General features: G+C 51.5%; 15 protein-coding genes. 9 read left to right on the forward strand and 6 right to left on the reverse strand.

The features are described from left to right. Positions 1 to 9: 9 nt before the first annotated feature. Positions 10 to 1,803 carry a DEAD/DEAH box helicase gene (locus tag F4Y39_07355; GenBank protein MYC13531.1) on the reverse strand — a complete coding sequence of 598 codons (1,794 nt, stop codon included), beginning with the start codon at positions 1,801 to 1,803 and terminating at the stop codon, positions 10 to 12. Positions 1,804 to 1,925: 122 nt separating this feature from the next. On the opposite strand from F4Y39_07355, the gene F4Y39_07360 reads away from it, so the two are divergent. Then, entirely contained in the window at positions 1,926 to 3,401 is a 1,476-nt protein-coding gene (locus tag F4Y39_07360) for a ketol-acid reductoisomerase (GenBank protein ID MYC13532.1), read from the forward strand. 78 nt (positions 3,402 to 3,479) lie between these two features. Here F4Y39_07360 and F4Y39_07365 read toward each other — a convergent pair whose 3' ends face one another. Continuing rightward, entirely contained in the window at positions 3,480 to 6,746 is a 3,267-nt protein-coding gene (locus tag F4Y39_07365) for an efflux RND transporter permease subunit (GenBank protein ID MYC13533.1), read from the reverse strand. 265 nt (positions 6,747 to 7,011) lie between these two features. On the opposite strand from F4Y39_07365, the gene F4Y39_07370 reads away from it, so the two are divergent. Beyond that, entirely contained in the window at positions 7,012 to 7,893 is an 882-nt protein-coding gene (locus tag F4Y39_07370; GenBank protein ID MYC13534.1) for a hypothetical protein, read from the forward strand. A 58-nt stretch (positions 7,894 to 7,951) separates the two neighbouring features. On the opposite strand, the gene F4Y39_07375 is transcribed toward F4Y39_07370, so the two are convergent. Then, positions 7,952 to 8,425 carry a hypothetical protein gene (locus F4Y39_07375; protein ID MYC13535.1) on the reverse strand — a complete coding sequence of 158 codons (474 nt, stop codon included), beginning with the start codon at positions 8,423 to 8,425 and terminating at the stop codon, positions 7,952 to 7,954. A gap of 225 nt (positions 8,426 to 8,650) precedes the next feature. On the opposite strand from F4Y39_07375, the gene F4Y39_07380 reads away from it, so the two are divergent. The 3 genes from F4Y39_07380 to metF are packed head-to-tail and all read left to right on the forward strand — an operon-like array spanning position 8,651 to position 11,795. Beyond that, entirely contained in the window at positions 8,651 to 9,376 is a 726-nt protein-coding gene (locus F4Y39_07380; protein MYC13536.1) for a helix-turn-helix domain-containing protein, read from the forward strand. A gap of 44 nt (positions 9,377 to 9,420) precedes the next feature. After that, entirely contained in the window at positions 9,421 to 10,872 is a 1,452-nt protein-coding gene (locus F4Y39_07385) for an adenosylhomocysteinase (protein MYC13537.1), read from the forward strand. A 44-nt stretch (positions 10,873 to 10,916) separates the two neighbouring features. After that, positions 10,917 to 11,795 carry a methylenetetrahydrofolate reductase [NAD(P)H] gene (metF, locus tag F4Y39_07390; protein MYC13538.1) on the forward strand — a complete coding sequence of 293 codons (879 nt, stop codon included), beginning with the start codon at positions 10,917 to 10,919 and terminating at the stop codon, positions 11,793 to 11,795. Here metF and F4Y39_07395 read toward each other — a convergent pair. Continuing rightward, the gene (locus F4Y39_07395) at positions 11,776 to 12,393 is read right to left on the reverse strand and encodes a DUF98 domain-containing protein (GenBank protein ID MYC13539.1); all 618 of its coding nucleotides are present in this window, start codon (positions 12,391 to 12,393) and stop codon (positions 11,776 to 11,778) included. The genes metF and F4Y39_07395 overlap by 20 nt on opposite strands. A 128-nt stretch (positions 12,394 to 12,521) precedes the next feature. Here F4Y39_07395 and xth point away from each other — a divergent pair, with 128 nt between their 5' ends. Genes xth through rsmB form a run of 4 tightly spaced genes read left to right on the forward strand, consistent with a single transcriptional unit; the run spans position 12,522 to position 17,367 of the window. Then, positions 12,522 to 13,286 (forward strand): exodeoxyribonuclease III, encoded by a 765-nt coding sequence (gene xth / locus F4Y39_07400; protein MYC13540.1) that lies wholly within the window; start codon positions 12,522 to 12,524, stop codon positions 13,284 to 13,286. A gap of 22 nt (positions 13,287 to 13,308) precedes the next feature. After that, a complete protein-coding gene (locus F4Y39_07405) occupies positions 13,309 to 14,739 on the forward strand; it encodes a TldD/PmbA family protein (protein MYC13541.1) in 1,431 nt (476 codons plus the stop codon). Continuing rightward, positions 14,740 to 16,056 carry a TldD/PmbA family protein gene (locus tag F4Y39_07410; GenBank protein ID MYC13542.1) on the forward strand — a complete coding sequence of 439 codons (1,317 nt, stop codon included), beginning with the start codon at positions 14,740 to 14,742 and terminating at the stop codon, positions 16,054 to 16,056. Positions 16,057 to 16,083: 27 nt separating this feature from the next. Further along, positions 16,084 to 17,367 (forward strand): 16S rRNA (cytosine(967)-C(5))-methyltransferase RsmB, encoded by a 1,284-nt coding sequence (gene rsmB / locus F4Y39_07415; protein MYC13543.1) that lies wholly within the window; start codon positions 16,084 to 16,086, stop codon positions 17,365 to 17,367. On the opposite strand, the gene F4Y39_07420 is transcribed toward rsmB, so the two are convergent. Beyond that, a complete protein-coding gene (locus F4Y39_07420) occupies positions 17,364 to 18,848 on the reverse strand; it encodes a sulfatase-like hydrolase/transferase (GenBank protein ID MYC13544.1) in 1,485 nt (494 codons plus the stop codon). The two genes, rsmB and F4Y39_07420, sit on opposite strands and share 4 nt — an antisense overlap. 19 nt (positions 18,849 to 18,867) lie before the next feature. After that, positions 18,868 to 20,130, reverse strand: a complete 1,263-nt coding sequence (locus F4Y39_07425) for a sulfate adenylyltransferase (protein MYC13545.1) — start codon at positions 20,128 to 20,130, stop codon at positions 18,868 to 18,870. Positions 20,131 to 20,207: the final 77 nt, after the last annotated feature.

Genomic DNA, 20,207 nt, shown 5'->3' on the forward strand with positions numbered 1-20,207 from the left:
TTGTTGTGTTTAAGAATTTACTTCATGAAATCCTCTGGGCAAATCTTCTCCCTTTACAAGTGCGGCTTTCAATGCGCGTGAGTGCTGACAATTTCCTCTGTATTGAAATCCGCGGCATGCACAGGACACGTCGTTTCCATCTACTTCTAATTCGTAAAAAGCCCCTGGTCGTGATGAACTCTCCGCACGATACTTTGTAATTTTGGGTCCACTCAATACCCGCGCCAAAATCTCAATGGCTTCTTGCGATGGTTGTTGGCGTTCAACCGGTTCACCTGTGCCAAATGCCTCTGCATGCGCTTCCCGGAAGGTTGCGCTTGCCTCGCGCAACACTTCGCCCACTTGTGCGCTGTCTATGTCCCTGAGCAAGGCATCTACTCTGGGTTGTAACACGTTCATAATGCGTCGCATTTCACCCATTACATCGCGATGGAAGTCTTCGGGCAGTGCGCGGCCTTCTACCATTTGATCAATCAAATCCGCTTTTGTTTCCAGTACTGTGCGTACAAATGTATCGACTGTATCAAGTCCAACCATATAAGTTACATTTACCATACCCGTCTGCCCAATGCGATAAGCCCGATCTTCGGCTTGCCAGTGATTGACGGGTACCCAGTCCAGATCGTTAAAAATGACCTGGCGAGCCGCTGTCAGGTTTAGCCCCACGCCGCCTGCTGTGATATTTGCCAGCAATAATCGCACGTCATCGTCTTCCTGAAACCGATCCGCCCTTTCTTGTCGTTGTGCTACCGGCACTTCACCTGTGATGACCACGGCCTGGTCGCCGAATTTTGTTTTTAAAATTTCCAGTGGGCGCAAGAAGCACGAAAATACTATCGCTTTTTCTCCTTGATCCACCACATTCTCTACAAAGGGCAATGTCGTTCGCACTTTGGATGTCGCCAATCGAAGTCTTGCCCTTGTCAACTGTCCCAGCGCGCGTCCCCGGTCTTCAGATGACGAGGATTCCTCCAAAGCCTCTCGCACTCCTCGCCGAGAGTATTTTTGTAGTAGTTCCAGGACGGCTGTGCTCATTCGATGCGCGACTCTACTCGATACATCTACATCCAACCACGTCCGTATCTTGGGTGGCAAATCCAGGACCTGATTCTTTGTCCGCCGCAGCATAATTCCGTGTAAATGTACAGTTAATTCTTCGATATTACTCGCGCCATCTGTTACCCATCCGTATTCCCCCTTATACGCATCGCAATACCGTTTTGCAAATCCCATAAAACTGCGTCCCAGTGCATGTCGGGCAAGTTGTAGCAATGGGAAGAGATCTCTTGGCCGACTCGTCAAGGGCGTGCCCGTTAAGATATGTACCACTGTTTCTTCGGGCAATTGCCTCACCAGTTGCACAGAAAATTTGTGCCGCTGACTGCGGTGGTTTTTTAAATAATGCGCTTCGTCAAAGACAACGCCTTTCCATCCCAGTGCGCATAACGCATTGATGTGCTTGCCCAGGATATCGTAATTGATAATCGCCCAGCCCTCAAACCCAGCCTCGGGGGGATCGTCCGGTCCAATAATCCATGTCTGTACACGGGGTAGAACAACCGCAATTTCTCTCGCCCAATTGCGCTTCACTGTTGCCGGGCAAATCACCAGATACGGTCCCTGAGGTTCGGTTTGTGACATCGCTATTACGGATTGCCGCGTTTTGCCCAGTCCCATGTCATCGGCTAAGATCGACCGCCGACGCCCCATCAAAAACGCTATCCCCTCTACCTGATGTGGATACAGTCCTTTGGCAATATCTGTTGCGCGGTTGAGTATTCCTGTGTCGAATGTTTCAGCCATAGAGACGACCTGTTTAGTGAATTTAGTTGCTTTTAATAGAAGTCTTTTCTTTTTTAAATATAGTTTATACCTTGCTTTTTGCAATCGGCAAACGATTAATACCTACCGTTAAGGAGTTTCTCATGAATTTGGATTTTTCCAGCAATGTTTTTGAAACCGAGACTATTGACCTCGCTGGCACGAGAGAAAGGATTGTGCGTGGTGGGCGCGATCTTTTCCACAAGTTACCGGAGGCCCTCAAAGATATTGACCAGATTGGCGTGATCGGCTGGGGGTCACAGGGTCCTGCTCAGGCACAAAATCTGCGCGAATCTCTGGAAGGTACAGGGGTTAAGGTCAAAGTAGGGCTGCGGCCCGGTTCTTACTCGGTTGAAGATGCCGAAGCCGCCGGTTTTACCGAAGCTAATGGTACTTTGGGAGAAATGTATCAGGTCATCGCGGAATCGGATTTGGTGCTTTTGCTCATCGCCGATGCGGCGCAGGCGGAGAACCATCAGGCTATTTTTGACCGCCTCAAACCCGGTGCTACGCTCGGTCTGTCACATGGGTTCTTGCTCGGTCACCTAAAAACTGTGGGGACTAAATTTCCCGACAATGTGAATGTGATCGCTGTTTGTCCCAAAGGCATGGGGCCTTCTGTGCGCCGTCTGTACGAACAGGGTAAAGAAGTCAATGGCGCGGGCATCAATGCCTCGTTTGCCGTGGTGCAGGATATCGATGGCAATGCCACCGATATTGCTCTTGGATGGTCTATTGCCCTCGGCGCGCCTTTTACGTTTCAGACCACGTTGGAACAGGAATATCTCTCTGATATCTATGGTGAGCGCGGCATACTGCTCGGCGCTGTACATGGGGTAGTCGAATGTCTTTACCGTCGCTATACATTTCAGGGGATGAGCGAAGAAGACGCTTTTAACGAGTCGTGCGAATCCATTACCGGTCCCATTTCAAAAATCATTTCCAAACAGGGTATTCTCGCGGTGTACGAGGGTTTTGACGATGCGGGAAAGGCCGAATTTGAGAAAGCCTATTGTGCATCTTATCACCCTGCGTCTGAAGTTCTTCTCGAGATCTATGATGACGTTGCAAGCGGCGATGAAATCCGCAGTGTGATCGCGGCAAATAAACGCTTTGAGCGTTATCCCATGGGGAAAATTGACGGCACGCACATGTGGGAGGTGGGCAAAAGCGTGCGCGCCCGGCGCGTTGAAGAAGATATTCCCGTCAATCCGTTCACCGCAGGCGTTTATTGCGCGGTTATGGTCGCACAATGCGATATTCTATCTGGAAAAGGTCACGCGTGGTCCGAAATTGCCAATGAATCTGTTATCGAAAGTGTGGATTCTCTCAATCCCTATATGCACTATCGCGGCGTGGCCTATATGATCGATAATTGTTCGACAACCGCGCGTTTGGGCGCGCGCAAGTGGGCACCCCGCTTCGACTATTTGCTCACACAGCAAGCCTTTGTCGCCATTGATACGGGGGCAGATCTCGATGAAAAAGTTTTCGAGGCATTCCTTACCCATCCCATCCATCCTGTGCTTCAAACTTGTGCGGCATTGCGTCCTTCCGTAGATATTTCACTTGGAGAGTAGGCTATCTGTTTTAGTACATGACAAAGCGCTGTGCAGAAGTGATCTACACAGCGCTTTTTTGTTAGGTGTTGGTGCGATTCAGGCCCTTTTTGCCACGGCTACAATCCGCTTTGTATATCCCGACAGGTCGTCCATAAGCGAATATATGGTGGGCAAGATGACGAGCGTGAGGATGGTAGAGATCGAGAGGCCAGAGATAATGACCAGACCAATTGGTCCCCAGCGCCTGGCATTGCCTTCGGCATTGCCGTAAATCATCGGGATAACCAGCGGCGTAAGCCCCAGGATGGTCGTGGTTGCGGTCATCAAAATGGGACGCAGGCGATCCTGTCCGCCGCGCAAGATCGCATCTCTTCGATATAGCCCTTGCTTGCGATAGCGATTGATGTGGTCGATTAATACAATGCCGTTGTTGACCACAATGCCAAACAAGATGAGCAATCCATAGGTCGCATTGCTGTCCAGCGCTATGCCGAATATGTAAAGTCCCAATGCGACGCCTATAAATGCAAAACTGATGGAAAACATGATCGTAAATGGATGGACATAAGACTCAAATAGCGATGCCATGATCAGATAAATGAGTAGTGCCGCGAAAATCATAGTGAAATTCGTTTCGCCCTCTTCTGAAGCCATATAGCGGAATCGTCGATCCATCTGCCAACTATACCCCTGGGGCAATGGGATGGCATCCATGCGGTCGCGCATTTCATAACCGACCGTTTGGACTTCGGATGCTTCCGTATTTGCGAACACGGTTACGGTTGACATCCGATCCTGGCGTTCAATGGATCGGGGACCTTTGGTCAATTCAAAATCGGCCAGGCTGGCAAATGCAATCATATTGCCCCGGTTGTTTTCAAAAGAGAGGGTTTTGAGTTGATCCAGTGTGGCGCGGTCCTCTTCTCGCAATTGCAGCGCAATATCGATTTCTCCATCCGGCGTTTTGAATTTGCTATTTCCGCGCGCTCCCAATGCCGTGGCAACAGTTGTAGCTATTTGCTGCGGTGACAGGCCGTATTGTTGCGCGCGTTCTCTCCTCACCGAGACCCTGATTTCTTCTGTGCCACTTTCCAGGCTGGTTTCCACGTCGTGAATGCCCTCGATATCGTCCATTCGCAGCCGAATATCTTCAGCCAAAATCGCCAGTACTTCGGGATTTCGCCCTTTGATTTCTACCCCGACGCCCGTGCCACTGCTACCACCACGCCTGAAGCCCGCCTTAAAACGCACGCCTGGGATGTCTTTGGGCAGCAAAGCACTTACCTTTTTTTTCACATCATCTGTGCTCAACGGGCTTTCTTCGACGGGTTTTAAGTACAAATAGATCGTATTGCCGCGTCGGGTGCTAAATCGCGTTTTTATCGCTTCGATATCCAGTTCTTCCTTTTGCGGGATGATAATGGCTTCAATTTGTTTGAAAAGCGCGAGTGCGTCGTCGATATCGTAGGTTCGCGGCATTTCCACCATATAGCCCACCATTCGGTCGGGTTGATAGCGATAGCGCTGTACTTCAATTTTGGTGAAAATGTATATGCCGCCAAAGAGGATAATTGTAGCGACGACAACGGTGGTCCAGCGATAGTGCAGCGTGGTGCTGATTACGCGCGTGTAAACACCTTTGAGACCAAGATGTCGAAAGCGAAAATAGAAATAGCCGGTTGTGGCGACAAATGCGCCCAGCACGATCCACACGCCTATCGGCACGGTTGAAAGCCCGCCTAAAACCCACAGGGTACTATCTTTGAGCCAGTTGGCCGATTCGACAATGCCTTCCTGGTAAATGAGATACGCAGCGCCTGTGGCGAATAAAGTGCCCAATCCAATTTTTAAGAAGAGATCAACGCGATTACCCGCATTTGAAAATGCCCGAGAGCAGGCCAGGGGTATGAGTGTTAAAGCCACGCATAGTGCGGCTACGACTGCAATGCACACGGTGATGGCAAAATCGCGCATCCACATTGTATTGTACGATCCAGAAATAAAGATGAGGGGTACAAATACACATATTGTCGTCAGTGCCGCCGCCAGTACGGGTATGCCGATTTCGCGGCTGCCCTCAATTGCTGCGGTTCGCGTGCCATCGCCGACATCAAAACGCCTGCGATAAATATTTTCCAGAGCCACGACCGCTGGATCGACCAGCATCCCAATGGCGACCATCAGACCCATCATCGAGATCATGTTCAGCGTAATAGTCGATCCAAATACTTGCCGCATCAGATACATGATCATAAAAACGCACAATACCGAAATGGGAATGGCCGACCCCACAATGAGCGTGCTGCGGAAGTTTCGCAAAAACACAAAAATGATGCCAATAGCCAGCATGCCTCCCAACATGGCGGATTGCCCCAGGCTGGTAATGCCCCTTACCACTGCTTCTGATTGGTCTCGACGTAAGTGCAATCGCAATTTGTCGCGCCCAATTTCATCTTGAAGAGCGTCTAACTCTGCCCGAACCAGCCGGCAGGTTTCTACCAGATTGGCTGTCGAGGTTTTGCGAATTTCCATAGAGACCACATCGCGCCCGTCCATGCGTTCAAAATATCGCTTTTCAGGATAGTCGTAACTCACCTGCGCCACATCTTTTATTTCCAGACCATTGGGAAGCGTGAGATCGCGTATTTGATCCACTTCATCAAATTCGCCCACTGTCCGAACAGCGAGGCGTTTGTCGCCTTCGGTGACGTAACCGCCAGAAATATTGATGTTGTTGGAGCGAATCGTTCTGTTGAGGGTGCGGATATCTAAGCCATGGGCATGCATGCGATTTTTATCGACATCGACTCGGAGTATTCTTTCATCGGCACCTTCCATTTCGACATTGCCCACCCCGGGGATGCGTTGCAAGCGCGGTAAGATTGTGTTTTTATACACTGTGACGAGTTCAGATTGATTATCGCCCAGCCAGATCATATTGTAGTCCAGAATTTCCCAATCCGACGAGTCCCATCTGCGCATCTCAATGCGTTCGAGGTCTTCGGGAAGTCTGCCGCGAACTTGATCGACGCGATCTCGCACCTGAATAGATTTGAGATCCATATCGGTACCGTAGTCAAATTCCATGAACACATAACCCCGACTGTCATAGGATCGCGCGCGGAGTGACTCAATGCCGGGAATCGTGCCCAGCATCTCTTCCATTGGCTTGGTAATTTTCTTTTGAATCTCTTCGGGCGATGACGAGGGATATGTATAGCTCACATACATCCTGGGATACTGCAAGTCGGGCGCGTATTCGAGCGGCAATCTGAATAGGGAAATAAAACCCATGACTATGAGACTGAGCGCTATCATTACAGCAGTAATGGGTTTTTTGATCGCGTATTCCGAGAGTTTCATAAATGGGCCTCAAAGGGGCAAAAATTGAAGGTTGAAGTAAGATGTGAGACGCGATTCGCAGGGTGCGTCTATCAGAGACTGAGACAGATTTCGCTAAGTAACCATTTACTTACTTACGGATAATATACCACATTTCGCCGCAAAAGCAACCATAGTTTTTTAAAAATTTTACCGTTACAGAAAAGACTTGCGATTTTGTTTTAATAGATATTTCATGCTGAAGTCTGGGTCATAATCACACATTCACTTTCCAAAGGAGACTTCCATGGGCAATCGCGTCAATCGCGCAGTTGAGTTGCTTTCACAAGATCAACCTATCTATTACACGGGCGCACACACGGGGCATGTGCTTACGTTTGAACAGGGTCAGAATGACGCCAGTACCTGGGCGGATTATATCAATGTGGGTATGGAACACGGGGCTTTTAATCTGGGAGGGCTTGACGACTATATGCGCGGTCTGGTCAGCGGGGGACCTACAAATAGCGGGCACAGGACGCCAGCCGTTATTGTTGAAGCCCCTGTGGAGGGCGCATCGGAAAATATTGTGCGCTATAATGCCTGGCAATTTCGGCAGATTCTCGCGCGCGGTGTACACGGCGTGTTGCTCTGTCAGGCGGAATCGCCCGATGCGATACGCGCTTTTGTCGAGTCGTGTCGCTATCCCATTAACAAGATCGGCGTTGGACACGGCCTCAGTACAGGTACGCGAGGCGTGGGCTCCGAATCATCGGCAACAGCGATATGGGGTGTTAATCGCGATGAGTACATCCAGAAAGCCGATCCCTATCCGCTGAATCCCGATGGCGAGTTGCTGTTGGGCATCAAGATTGAGAATGTGCGCGGCGCATCCAATATCGAACAGATTCTCAAGGTGCCCGGCATTGGGTTTGCAGAAATGGGACCGGGCGATTTGAGCATGTCGATGGGATATTTGCACCGTCCAACGCCTTTTTCTCCCGAAATGCAAGAGGTGAGAGATCGCGTGAAGGCCGCGTGTGCAGAAAACGGCGTTGCTTTTCTCGAGGGGGGTAGTCCCGAGACGGTTACCGCAAAAATAGACGAGGGCGTGCGCGTGGTTTCTGGGGGCAGGGAAGAGATCGCGCGTATTGGACGTGAATATTCAGGCCGTCGCATGCCGGTTTAATAAAAAAATAGGGCTGTGCGATGTTTGCACAGCCCTGGAGGTCCGATTTAATACTCGCTTAAAATGGATTGCCCTGGCGGGCCAGCTCAAATTTGCGCCAGCCGACTTGTTTGTCATTTTCAAATACTTTTTGTATGGCGTAAAAGGAGGACGGGTCGTATTCTCGCCAGACGCCTGTTTTCTTTCCCTCCAGGTATCGGCCTTCTTCTTTTTTTACACCGTTTCTAAAATAAGATATCCAATGCCCATCCTTCACACCACTGGTCCAGTTGCCTTCTGTTTTTTTCTGTCCGTTGCTGTAAAATGTGATTTCAAGTCCGTCTTGCATGACGCCATTTTTGTATGTACCCTGCCCGCGCACGTTGCCCGCGGCATCGTAATATGTCCAAACCCCAGCGCGGGCACCACTGTCGTATTGCCCTTCTGCGAGTACGCGGCCGTATTGTTTTATTTGTGTCTGTCCTTCAAATAGCGCGGGCATCTGACACCCGGCTGTGAGGATTCCTACGAGAAGAATTAAAACTCTGATCATTTATTTTCTCCTGTGTTGTTCTTTGATGAATATTTTACTACAATAGAACTAATATACATAACTGCTTTCATAAGGCAAGATGAAATGACAAATGACTTGTTTAATACGTGCGTGTGCTCATACATATTATACCAGACCTCAACCGAAAAGCGATTGTACTCAACGATCTCTTTATTGTCACAATCGTCTTCTCATTGTAATTTTTTATAAAATAAAGAATCCAATATGCTACTCATCGAACTCGGTCAACGCCTTCGCGCTCAACGGGAACGCCTTGGTCTCAAGCAAAACGATATTGCCAATGCCCTGCAGGTAAGCCCACAGGCTGTCTCCAAGTGGGAAAGGGGTGAAAACGGTCCCGATATTGCCACTTTGGGACCGCTTGCCAGATTGCTCGGCGTTTCTACGGACTGGCTTTTGGATGCACATAGCGAAAATCAAGATGTTTTTGATGCTACTATCTTCACCTCTACAGTTGTCGGTGCATACCAAAAATCATTGCAAATGGAAGCGCGGGAGTTTGCAGCCTGGGCAAATGGTATTTTGTTTCAACTGACCGAAGCTGTTTTGCGCCACGATGGCGTTCCGCTCAGATATATGGGAGACGCATTTTTGTGTTTTTTTTCTGGCGTTCACCATCAGCTTCGCGCTGTCCAGGCAGCGGCATTTTCTCAGCGGCTCATCAGCGAGGACCTGGTCATCGGCTTGAGTAGCGGTGAGATTTATTTGGGCGCGATGGGGCATCCCGATTACGCCCATCCCGATGTGACAGGCGAAGTGGTCAACATCGCATTTATTGTCCGAGAATGGGCAGAAACAAATGTCCGCAAAGGAATTGCAGCAACGACATCCGTATTGAACAATCTCGATGAAGTTTTTGATATTTCCCAACCCACAGAAATCAATTTTCGCGGCATCAAAACGCCCATCTCACTGGTCAGAATCAGATAGGGGTGTTCCCTGCCGCGTATGCCAACCGAGAGAAAGGATGAAATATGGCCGATATAGTGTTGCCCGATAGCGCGACTGATATTCAAATTCCCGATTATTCGCATCTGCCCTATAAAGTCGCCGATATGTCTCAGGCAGATTTTGGACGGAAAGAGATCACAATCGCCGAGCGCGAAATGCCCGGGTTGATGGCTGTGCGCGAAAAATACGCAGACCAGAAACCTCTGAAGGATGCCCGCATAATGGGATCTCTGCACATGACGATTCAGACGGCTGTGTTGATCGAGTCGCTCAAAGTGCTGGGGGCCGATGTGCGCTGGGCGTCGTGCAATATTTTTTCTACTCAGGATCACGCCGCTGCCGCTATTGCGGAAACGGGTACGCCGGTTTATGCGTGGAAGGGCGAGTCGCTGGAAGAATATTGGGAATGTACTTTGCAGGCACTCAATTTTGTGGAGGGTGGACCGACACTTATTGTCGATGATGGCGGGGATGCGACGCTGCTGGTTCACCGGGGGTATCAGGCTGAAGACGATCCTTCGATTCTCGATGAGCCGACAAATAATCGCGAATTGGAGATTGTCAATGCCGTGCTCAGGCGGCAACTCGAACGCAATCCGCGTTTTTGGCACAATATGGCCGCGGATATTCAGGGTGTGTCAGAGGAGACTACAACGGGGGTTCACCGTCTGTATCAGATGAGGGATGAAGGCAAGCTTCTCTTTCCCGCGATCAATGTCAATGATTCGGTGACCAAATCGAAATTCGATAATCTCTATGGCTGCCGCGAGTCGCTCGCCGATGGTATTAAGCGCGCGACAGATGTTATGGTCGCCGGGAAGGTTGTGTGTGTGTGTGGTTATGGCGATGTGGGCAAGGGTTGTGCCCAATCTATGCGCGGATTTGGTGCGCGCGTGTTGGTGACAGAAATCGATCCGATATGTGCTTTGCAGGCGGCGATGGAGGGGTTTGAAGTGACGACTGTGGAAGATGCACTTTCCGAAGCCAATATTTTTGTTACGACGACGGGCAATACGGATATTATCCGCATTGAGCACATGGAAAATATGCTCGATCAATCCATTGTGTGCAATATCGGGCATTTTGACAATGAGATTCAGGTCGATAAGCTGGGCGATTATCCGGGTATTGTGCACGAAAATATCAAGCCGCAGGTCGATAAATACACGTTTCCAGATGGGCGTGCGATCTTTTTGCTCGCAGAAGGCCGTCTGGTCAATCTCGGCTGTGCGACCGGGCATCCTTCTTTTGTGATGTCCAATTCGTTTACCAATCAGGTGCTGGCGCAAATAGACCTGTGGGCACAGCAGCGCGAAATTGGCGTTTATACCCTGCCCAAACACCTCGATGAGGAGGTTGCGCGGCTTCACCTCGAAAAACTCGGTGTAAAGTTGACCGAACTCACGCAGAAACAGGCCGATTATATTGGCGTGTCCGTCGAAGGTCCGTATAAACCCGATCATTATCGGTATTGATTAGGGCTTATTCCGCCAGTTCCTGATCCCCAGTCCCCTTTTTTATGCGATTTTTAGACTATTTTACCGGTAATCAGCCGGTCATTTCTTTTGAGATTTATCCGCCGCAGACGCAGGGTGGTATGCGCGCCCTCAAAGCGCGGGTTATACCCAATTTGCTCAAGCTGAATCCCAGTTATATGACGGTTACGTATGGTGCGGGTGGTTCTACCCGCGCCAAAACACTGGAGATTGCCTCGCTTATCCAGAACGAATTTGGTCTGACTGCGGCGTGTCATCTCACCTGTGTGGGGTCGTCCCGAACGGATATCGATGATATTCTGAAGGCGATTCGCACAGAGGGTATTCGCAATATTGTCGCGCTTCGCGGCGATCCCCCGCGCGGCGAAGATACTTTTGTGCCCGCGAAGGATGGATTTGCATACGGCAATGAGCTTGTGGCGCATATTCGCAGTACTGAACCGAAAGACGATGGGTTTGGGTTGGCTGTTGCAGGGTATCCCGAGAAACACCTCGAAGCACCCGATTTTGATACGGATATTGAAAATCTCAAGCGCAAGGTCGAGTCAGGTGGGGATATTATTATTACGCAGCTTTTTTACAATAACGAGTATTTTTTTCGTTTTGTTGATCGCGTGCGTGCAGCCAATATTACAGCACCTGTTGTCCCGGGTTTGATGCCGATTCTCGCGGCGGGACAGATACAGCGCATCGCGTCTTTGTGCGGGTCTGAGATTCCGGAGGATTTGCAGGATCAACTCAAGGGGGCTGTGGATGATGAAGATAAGGCGATGAGAATCGGTATTGATCAGTGCATTGGGCAAGCAACCGAATTGCTCGAGCAGGGCGTGCCGGGTATTCACTTTTACGTGCTCAACAAATCCACCCATATGCGTCGGATTATCAGTGCGCTTCCTCTCTGAGCGGAAATTTCTCAGTGATTAACAGGATTGGCTTTTTATTGGCGAATACCCTGTAGGTGCGGCTGAGTAGTGGTTCCCCTTCAAGATGCGCAATGGCTTCCGGCAGATCCCGTGCGGTTTCAAAGCAGCACCACAATAATTCACGGCGGGTTTCCAGTCCGCTGTTTTGCAGTATTCCTCCCAATCCCGAAGGATCTGATTCCAATCCGTCCAAAATGCCTTTTGGCAAGTGTTGTGGTACAATGAGGGATGTGGCATACGCCTGAGTTTTCGGCGTTTCGTTGCCGATTGAGGGTGTTTGTAATGCTACTTGTCGCGCGATGACTGGTGCTCCTGATGGCAACTCGAGCCAGATATGCTCTGTGCAGAGTGTCTGTTTCGCCTGATGGAGGAGTACGACTTCCACAGGTGTGAGTGTATAGGCTTCGATGAGTCTTGTGACGGTGCCGTCGGTGACGATCAATGCCCGCTGGAATGGCGTTAATTGCGCGATGTTGATTTCTCCAGACATTGCTGGCCTTTCGGCTTGTGCGACAAATATATTTTTTACATGTGTGTCAGCAAAGGTTGTCGAATTGAAAATTGAATCTGTCTTCATCGAGCTATTGTCCTTTCATATATACAGTTGTTGTGTAACGCAGGTGCACTTTAGACACATAAGGACAAAAAAAGTTCTGAAACATTGCATGTGTGATTCTAATCAGTTATTTTGATGGAAAGGACAGCATGCGTATCATAACCTGGAATGTAAACGGATTGCGGGCTGCGTTTCGCAAGGGGTTTATGGATCATATTAAAATGCTAAATCCCGATGTGATCCTTTTGCAAGAAATTCGGGTTTTGCCCGAGCAACTATCTGTGAGCGAGCGCAATCCCGAGGGATGGCATGTTATCTGGCATCCGGCCGAGCGCAAAGGCTATGCGGGTACAGCGGTATGGTCTCGCACGCCTTTAAATGAGGAAGAACGCGGCGTGGATGGGGCCGATTCTGAAGGCCGGATTTTGCGGGTGAGCACTCTGGGGATTCAATTTGTCAGCGTGTACCTGCCTTCGGGATCTTCAGGTGATGAGCGCCAGGCGATCAAGGAGCGCTGGATGGATCGCTTTCGCCTCTGGGCTGATGGCATGGTGAAAAAACGGGTTCCCACGATTATGGGCGGTGATTTTAATATCGCGCATACCGAACGCGATATTTTTTATGCCAGGAGCAACGAAAAAAATTCGGGTTTTTTGCCGCATGAACGCGCGTGGATGGGCGATCTCATCTCATCGGGCTGGCGCGATTTTACACGGGAACAATACGGCGATATCCAGGGGCCGTATTCGTGGTGGTCCAATCGGGGAAGAGCCAGAGAGTTGGACCGGGGCTGGCGTATCGACTATTTGTTGGGCAATGCAGCCGCCGCAAAGCGTGTTCAATTTGCCCGTGTTGATCGCGAAGGCGGCCTGACCATATCTGATCATGCACCGGTTGTTGTAGATTTGAAATAGCTCATACACACAGGAGATTTCCATGCACAATCTTGAAACACATCCTTTTGCAGCGTTATTCGGCGTTGATGAAAGCGTGGCTGCGCAGGCATTGTCCGAAGCGATGTCCCGAGGTGCCGAATTTGCCGATCTGTATTTTCAGCATGTGCGTACCACTTCTCTCAGTTTGGAAGATGGCATTATTTCCAGTGCCAATACAGGCGTTGATCAGGGTGTGGGGATTCGCGCGGTGGTTGGAGATCAGGTTGGCTATGCTTTTTCCGAGAGTTTAGAGGCAGATGCGATTTATGCGGCTGCCCGGACAGCGGCTGCGATAGCAGAGGGCACAAAAAATGTGCCGCCGCAACACCTGCAGGGCAGAGAGGTTGACAATTACTACGCGATTGACCGCGACTGGGATGAGGTCAATATTACCGAACGCCTGCCACTGGTGCAGAATGCGGAAACTATGACTCGCGCAATGGATCCCGCAATAGAAAAGGTGTCTGTGGGGTGGATGGATAGAGATGAGTGCGTGCTCATTGTGACCAGCGATGGTGTTTTCAATACGGATCGGCGGCCTATGGCGACGCTGTATTGTTCGGTGACTGCCAATAAGAATGGCGTGCGGCAGAGCAATGGGGCTTCGGTTTCCCGGCGCGAGGGGATTGGCTATTTTACCGAAGAGAATATCAAAGCGGTCTGTCAAAAGGCGGTTGATCGCACGATGATTCTCTTTGAGGCGCAGCGCCCACCTGCTGGTGAAATGCCGGTGGTGCTTGCAGCAGGTGCTTCGGGTATTTTGCTCCACGAGGCGATTGGGCACGGTCTGGAAGCGGATTTCAACCGCAAGGGGACTTCTATTTACGCGACGATGATAAACGAGAAAGTCGCTCCGGATTTTGTAACGATTGTCGATGATGGCCTGCAGGAAAATGATCGCGGAGCGCTCAATGTAGATGACGAGGGCCAGGCTACTGCGTGTACGACGCTTATTGAAAACGGCGTCTTAAAAAGCTATTTACACGATCGCATTTCGGCCAAGCACTACGGGGTTGCACCCACGGGGTCGGGACGGCGTGAGAGTTTTCGGCATGTTCCTATGCCGCGTATGCGATCTACGTATATGCTCGACGGTCCCCACTCCCGCGACGAGATTATTGGCGCTGTCGATTACGGCATTATTGCCGATACGTTTACCAATGGGCAGGTGCAAATAGGCGCGGGAGATTTTACTTTTTATATCAAGAATGGATGGCTTATCGAAGGCGGCAAAATCACCGCGCCGATCAAGGATGTCAATATTATTGGCAATGGTCCCGAGGCTTTGAAAAATGTGGTTATGGCAGCAGGCGATGCCGTGTTGGATGATGGTAGCTGGACGTGTGGAAAAAATGGACAGGGTGTGCCCGTTTCGATGGGTGTTCCGACGATGCTGGTGGAAAAGAGTATGACTGTGGGTGGGGTGAACTAAATGGAACGAGAACTACTTCAACAGGCAGAGCAGGCGATTGAGCAAGCGCGAAGAGCAGGTGCGAATGATGCGATAGCGCGGGTGCGGGATGAAAATAGCACGGAGTACACGTATCGCGATGGTAATATTGAGCAGGTTCAACAAAGTGCTACTCGCGGCTTGAGCATTCAATTGTATGTCAATGGGCGGTATTCAACACACCAGACCTCGGATTTGCGTGCGGCGTCAGTTGCTCGGTTTATCGAAGATGCGGTTGCGCTGACGCAACATCTGGCTGAAGATTCGCATCGCGTTATTCCCGATGCCGCGCTGTATGAAGATCGGCCGGATACCAATCTTCAATCCGACGATGTTGTGGTGCGCGATTTGCCCCGCGAGGCGTGTATTGATTGGCTAAAAAAAATGGATGCTATCACCCATACAGATGACCGCGTGGTGAGTGCTACCGCTGATGCCTACTATGGCTGGAATACGTCGGCTCGGGTGAGTTCAAATGGATTTTCGGGGATACAGAGCGGGACTTCGATAGGCTATGGCGCGAGTGTGACGCTAAAAGAGGGCGAGCATGGGCGTCCCGAAGATCATCGCTATGTGCGGGCGCATCATTTGTCGGATTTGCCCGATCCGGAGGTGGTTGCGCGCGAGGGACTCGACCGCGCACTTTCCCGATTGGGTAGCGAAAAAGCACCGAGCGGGCGGGCGACTATGGTGGTTGATCCCGAAGCTGGCGGGCGTTTGATTGGGGCGATATGGGGTGCGTTGCAGGCGCGCAGCGTTCAGCAGAACCGGTCTTTTTTAAGAAATAAAAAGGACGCGCAAATTGCCTGTTCGCTCCTGACGGTGGCAGATGATCCCCTGATGGTGCGCGGTCTCGCATCTCGGCATTACGATGGCGAGGGAATTTCGGCAAAGCGCAGGTGTGTCGTCGATCAGGGCGTCTTGCAAATGTATTATGTCGATACGTATTACGGGCGCAAACTCGGCTGGGATCCTACAACTGGAATGTCGTCTAATCTCGTTTTTGCACCGGGTGAGAAAGATCTCAATGGTCTGATTGCAGAGATTAAAGACGGCTTTCACGTCACGTCGTGGCTCGGTGGCAATGCCGATACGACGACTGGGGATTTTTCTTATGGTTTTCGCGGCTTTCGCATTGCCAATGGGCAGAGAACAGGTGCGGTATCGGAAATGAATATCGCTGGCAATTTTCTCGATTTGTTGCAAAATCTCGTCGCCGTGGGCAATGATCCCAATGTCTATTCCAGCGTGCAAACGCCTACTCTAATTTTTGACAATGTGGCGTTTAGCGGGAAGTAAAAAGAGTGGCATTAGAGAGGGAAAATAATGTCTGCCGCGTCAAAAACGCCGCGCCATATTGCATTGGATATCCTCTGTCGCGTTGAACGGGGCGCTTATCTCGACCGTTTGCTCGACGCGCAGCGCGAACATATTCGCGGTCCCGATGGCGATTTGCTTCAGCATCTCATTCGGGGTACGCTGACCTATCGGGCGCGGCTCGATCATATCTTGACACCCTATCTCAAAAAACCCCTGTCCAGACAGCATGCCAAACTCCGCAATCTCCTGCGCCTCGGTGTTTATCAACTCCAGTATCTCGACCGCGTGCCGCCGTATGCGGTTGTTTCTGAATCTGTTATTCTCGCCCGTCACATTCTCGGGGAGCCGATTGCGAAATTGGTCAATGCTGTGTTGCGTGGTGTGGCCGAAGATCGCAAGCCTGTTGTTTTTCCCGATTTTGATAGCGATCCCGTCGAATATCTCGCTATTACGACATCACATCCCCAATGGCTCGTTGCGCGGTGGATCAAACGCTACGGTGTGGATGAGACACGCACCCTGTGTGAATTTGACAACGCCCAACCCACCCTGACCATTCGCCCCAATGCGTTGCGAACGACGTCCGATGCCCTGCGCGAGCAACTCGCTCTCGAAGGGATTGACACAGAATTTGCAGCATCCAATCTTCTCGCCGTATCCCATGTGGGCCACCTTTTTCAGAGCAGGGCTTATTGCGCTGGTCTCTTTAGCGTTCAAGGCGCAGGGGCTGCGATGGTTGTTCCCCTGCTCGATCCGCAACCCGGCGAGGCTGTTCTGGATCTGTGCAGTGCGCCCGGCGGCAAAACCACTGCTATGGCCGAGCGCATGAAAAATCGGGGTTTTATTCTCGCCACAGATCTCTATCCGCGCCGTCTCGAAATGCTAAAAAAAAACACGCACCGACTCGGGGTTACATGTGTTTATCCTCTCGCTGCCGATGCGCGTTATCTGGCTGTCAATCGCTTATTTGACCGCGTTCTGGTCGATGCGCCCTGTTCCTCGCTGGGTATTCTGAATCACCATCCCGATCTGCGCTGGCGGAAATTCGATATTCACGGTCTTGCACATTTGCAGCGGACGCTTCTCGATAGCGCTGCGGATTACGTCTGTCCAGGTGGTGTTCTCGTCTATAGCACTTGTACCCTCGAACCCGAAGAAAATGAGCGCGTTGTCGAAGGTTTTTTAAGCGATCATCCGGGCTTTCAAATCACCCATCCCTATCTGCAATTGCTACCCCATCAAACTGGTAATGACGGTGTTTTTGCCGCGCGGTTGAAGCGCTCCGTTTAGGCCAACTCGTAGTGTCTGGGGTCAGGTAGTGGCACTGGCCGGGCATCTTCGGTGTTGATGCTCCAGTCGGCCAGTCGCAGACGCATGTCGGCGAGGGCGTCGCGGTGTTGATCTTCGTCGATCACATTGACCAACTCGCCTGGGTCGGCGACGAGGTCGTAGAGTTCGTCGCGGTCCCCCATGGGGTCGTGGACGTATTTCCACTGGCGGGTGCGGACCATCTTGCACCGACCAGCTGCCTCGCGCCACTGCAAGGTGTCAATCAAGGTCTTGCGGCCCCAGGGTTGAGGTAGCTTTTCCAGGTCGGCCATGGTAAAGAGCGGTCCTCCGCTTCCGTATTCGGAAAAAGTCGCGTCCCGGGGTGCGGCTGCGGTTACAGTGGGTAGCGGTATTCCGTGCATGGAATGCGGTTGGGCCATTCCTTGCAAGTGCAACAGCGTGGGTACCACGTCGATCAGATTGGCCATGCTCTGATCGCGCACCCCGGTGGTGACCTGCCCGGGCCAGGAGACGATCAGCGGCACCCGCGTCAGGCTGTCGTAGAAGACGCCGCCCTTGCACTGCATGGCGTGTTCTCCCATGAAGTCGCCGTGGTCCGAACAAAAGACCACAATTGTCTGTTCTCGTAGCCCCAGTGCGTCGAGTTTGTCGAGTATTTGGCCGAGTGCGTCGTCGATAAAGCGCACCATGCCAAAATACGAGGCCATAACGCCGTAAACGTCTTCAATTGGATCGCGGTGCATCCCCAGCATCTGGTAGAGCACGCGGTTGCGCTCGGGCGCTCGCTCGTCGTCAAATTCCCCGTCGCGCCAGGGGGGAAGGTCAATATTTTCGGGCGGAAACAGGGCCGCGTACTCGGCCGGACACAGCCAGGGCTCGTGTGGATCGGGAAAGGAGACCCACAGGGCAAAGGGTTGGTCTTGGTACTTTTCGATAAAGCGCGTCGTCTGTCCGGCGATCAGGCCGGTGGAGTGATCCTCCAAAGGTAACTCGGAGGTGCCGTAGCTGAAGCGGGGGTTCTGATGGGCGAGCTGGCGATTTTCGGCGGCGACCTTGCGGCGGCCTTCTGCCGGGCGGAACCAGTCCATGCCCCGCGTCTCTTCGCCGCTACCGCCGTGGGTACCGGGGTTCCACACGTCGAAGAGGGCCAAATCCTCCTCCTGTTCGAAGCAGTGGTTTTTGCCGATCAGGCCCGTGGCGTAGCCCGCTGCTTTCCAGAGTTGCCAGGCGTGTTCGGCACCGGATGGCATCAAGGTCTGGTTGCGTCGTCCCCCGTGCGAGTGGGGAAACTGCGAGGTCCAAAATGAGATGCGCGCTGGCACGCAGAGGGGGTGCGGGGTGATGGCGTTTTCAAAGAGGACTCCGCTGTCTGCCAGGCGTTCCATCGACGGGGTTTGACAAAAGGTGTTGCCGTAGAGATGGCTGGCTGTGGCGCGCTGTTGGTCGGTCATGATTACCAGGATGTTGGGGCGGTCAGTCATGGTGTTCTGCCTCGTTTTTTTATGCGGTTGCCGACATGGCTTTGCTCAATATTTCCGATGTGCTGGGGCGCATGATTCGGGGATCGACTTGTTCGCCGTTGCTGAGTGTGTCGCGCACTTGAGAGCCTGAGATAAAGACCGGTTGTTCTTCGGGGTGATTTTCCATCAAATCCACGCGTCCAAGTGATTCGTAATAGGCGGCAAATCCCACGTTCACGGGCTGAATTTGGAGGTCGCCATTCAGGCGCTCAAAAATTTCCTGTGCATCGAAGTCCCCCCAGATCGCGCTGCCGTCGTGATAGGGGGCATCGGCGTGTTTGCGGCCGATGATGATGTCGGTGAATCCAAAGTTCTGGCGGTAAATGGCGTGCATGACGGCTTCTTTGGGTCCGGCGTAGAACATTTTGATGTCCAGCCCGAGCAAGATCACCCTGTCCGGTACAGATTCACCGCGTTTTTGCCATAGGTCCGCATCGCTATCCCCTTCGCCCAGTCCTCGAGATGCGATGAGTGCTTCGTAAGTTTGCATGCGAATCTCTGCGTTCACGTCGTCCGATTTGGTTTCGCCCACCAGGGGATTTAAGCACGCGCCTGCGTTGTATCCCTGGTGCAGAAGGGTTTCCAAACCATATACCAGCGCGTATTCGTGTGCCCGATGCAGGGCATTGCGCGTTTGAAATGCCACAACGCGGTTCCAGCTTTTTTGAGCCAGGAGGGGTCTGACTTCTCGCGGGCTGAGTACGTATTGTCCAAAATGTGGATTTTTGGGTTGGGGCAGTACCTGAATTTCACCGCCTATGAGATGGATTTTGTCGGCATCGCCATTCAGGACCATATCGGCACCGGGATGGTCTGTGCGGTCCGTTAAATATACGCGCTGAAGATATTTGGTTTTGTCCCATTCAAAGATGTCGCTGATGTCCAGCATTGCCACAGTTTCGCCAGATGTGTTTTCCAGCGCAACTTTTTGCCCAATCGAAAGGGTTTTAGCGAGATCGGAACTTACGGGTAGTGATATTGGGATCGTCCAAGCATAGCGCTTGCCGCCCACTTCGATGACGGATTCGTCGAGTACCCGATGATACGTTTGTGCATCCATCGGTCCTGTAAGCGGACTCAGCCCGCCGTCGCCGAAACGATAGACCGAGGATAAATCTGCATCGCTGACCGGGACACGCGTCAGTCCGTTTGCTCTGGACAAAAATGTTTCAACATCTGCTACCAGGCGATTGACTGGTTCGGATAGACCACCGTGGGGTGCAATCAAGGGTGTATCGGACATTTCGGATAAACCTCCTATTATTATGATATTCTTGATTTACTAAGTAATGAATATATCTTTGGCCTGTTTTCTGTCAA

This window comes from Gemmatimonadota bacterium, from assembly GCA_009838845.1.
Lineage (GTDB): Bacteria > Latescibacterota > UBA2968 > UBA2968 > UBA2968 > VXRD01.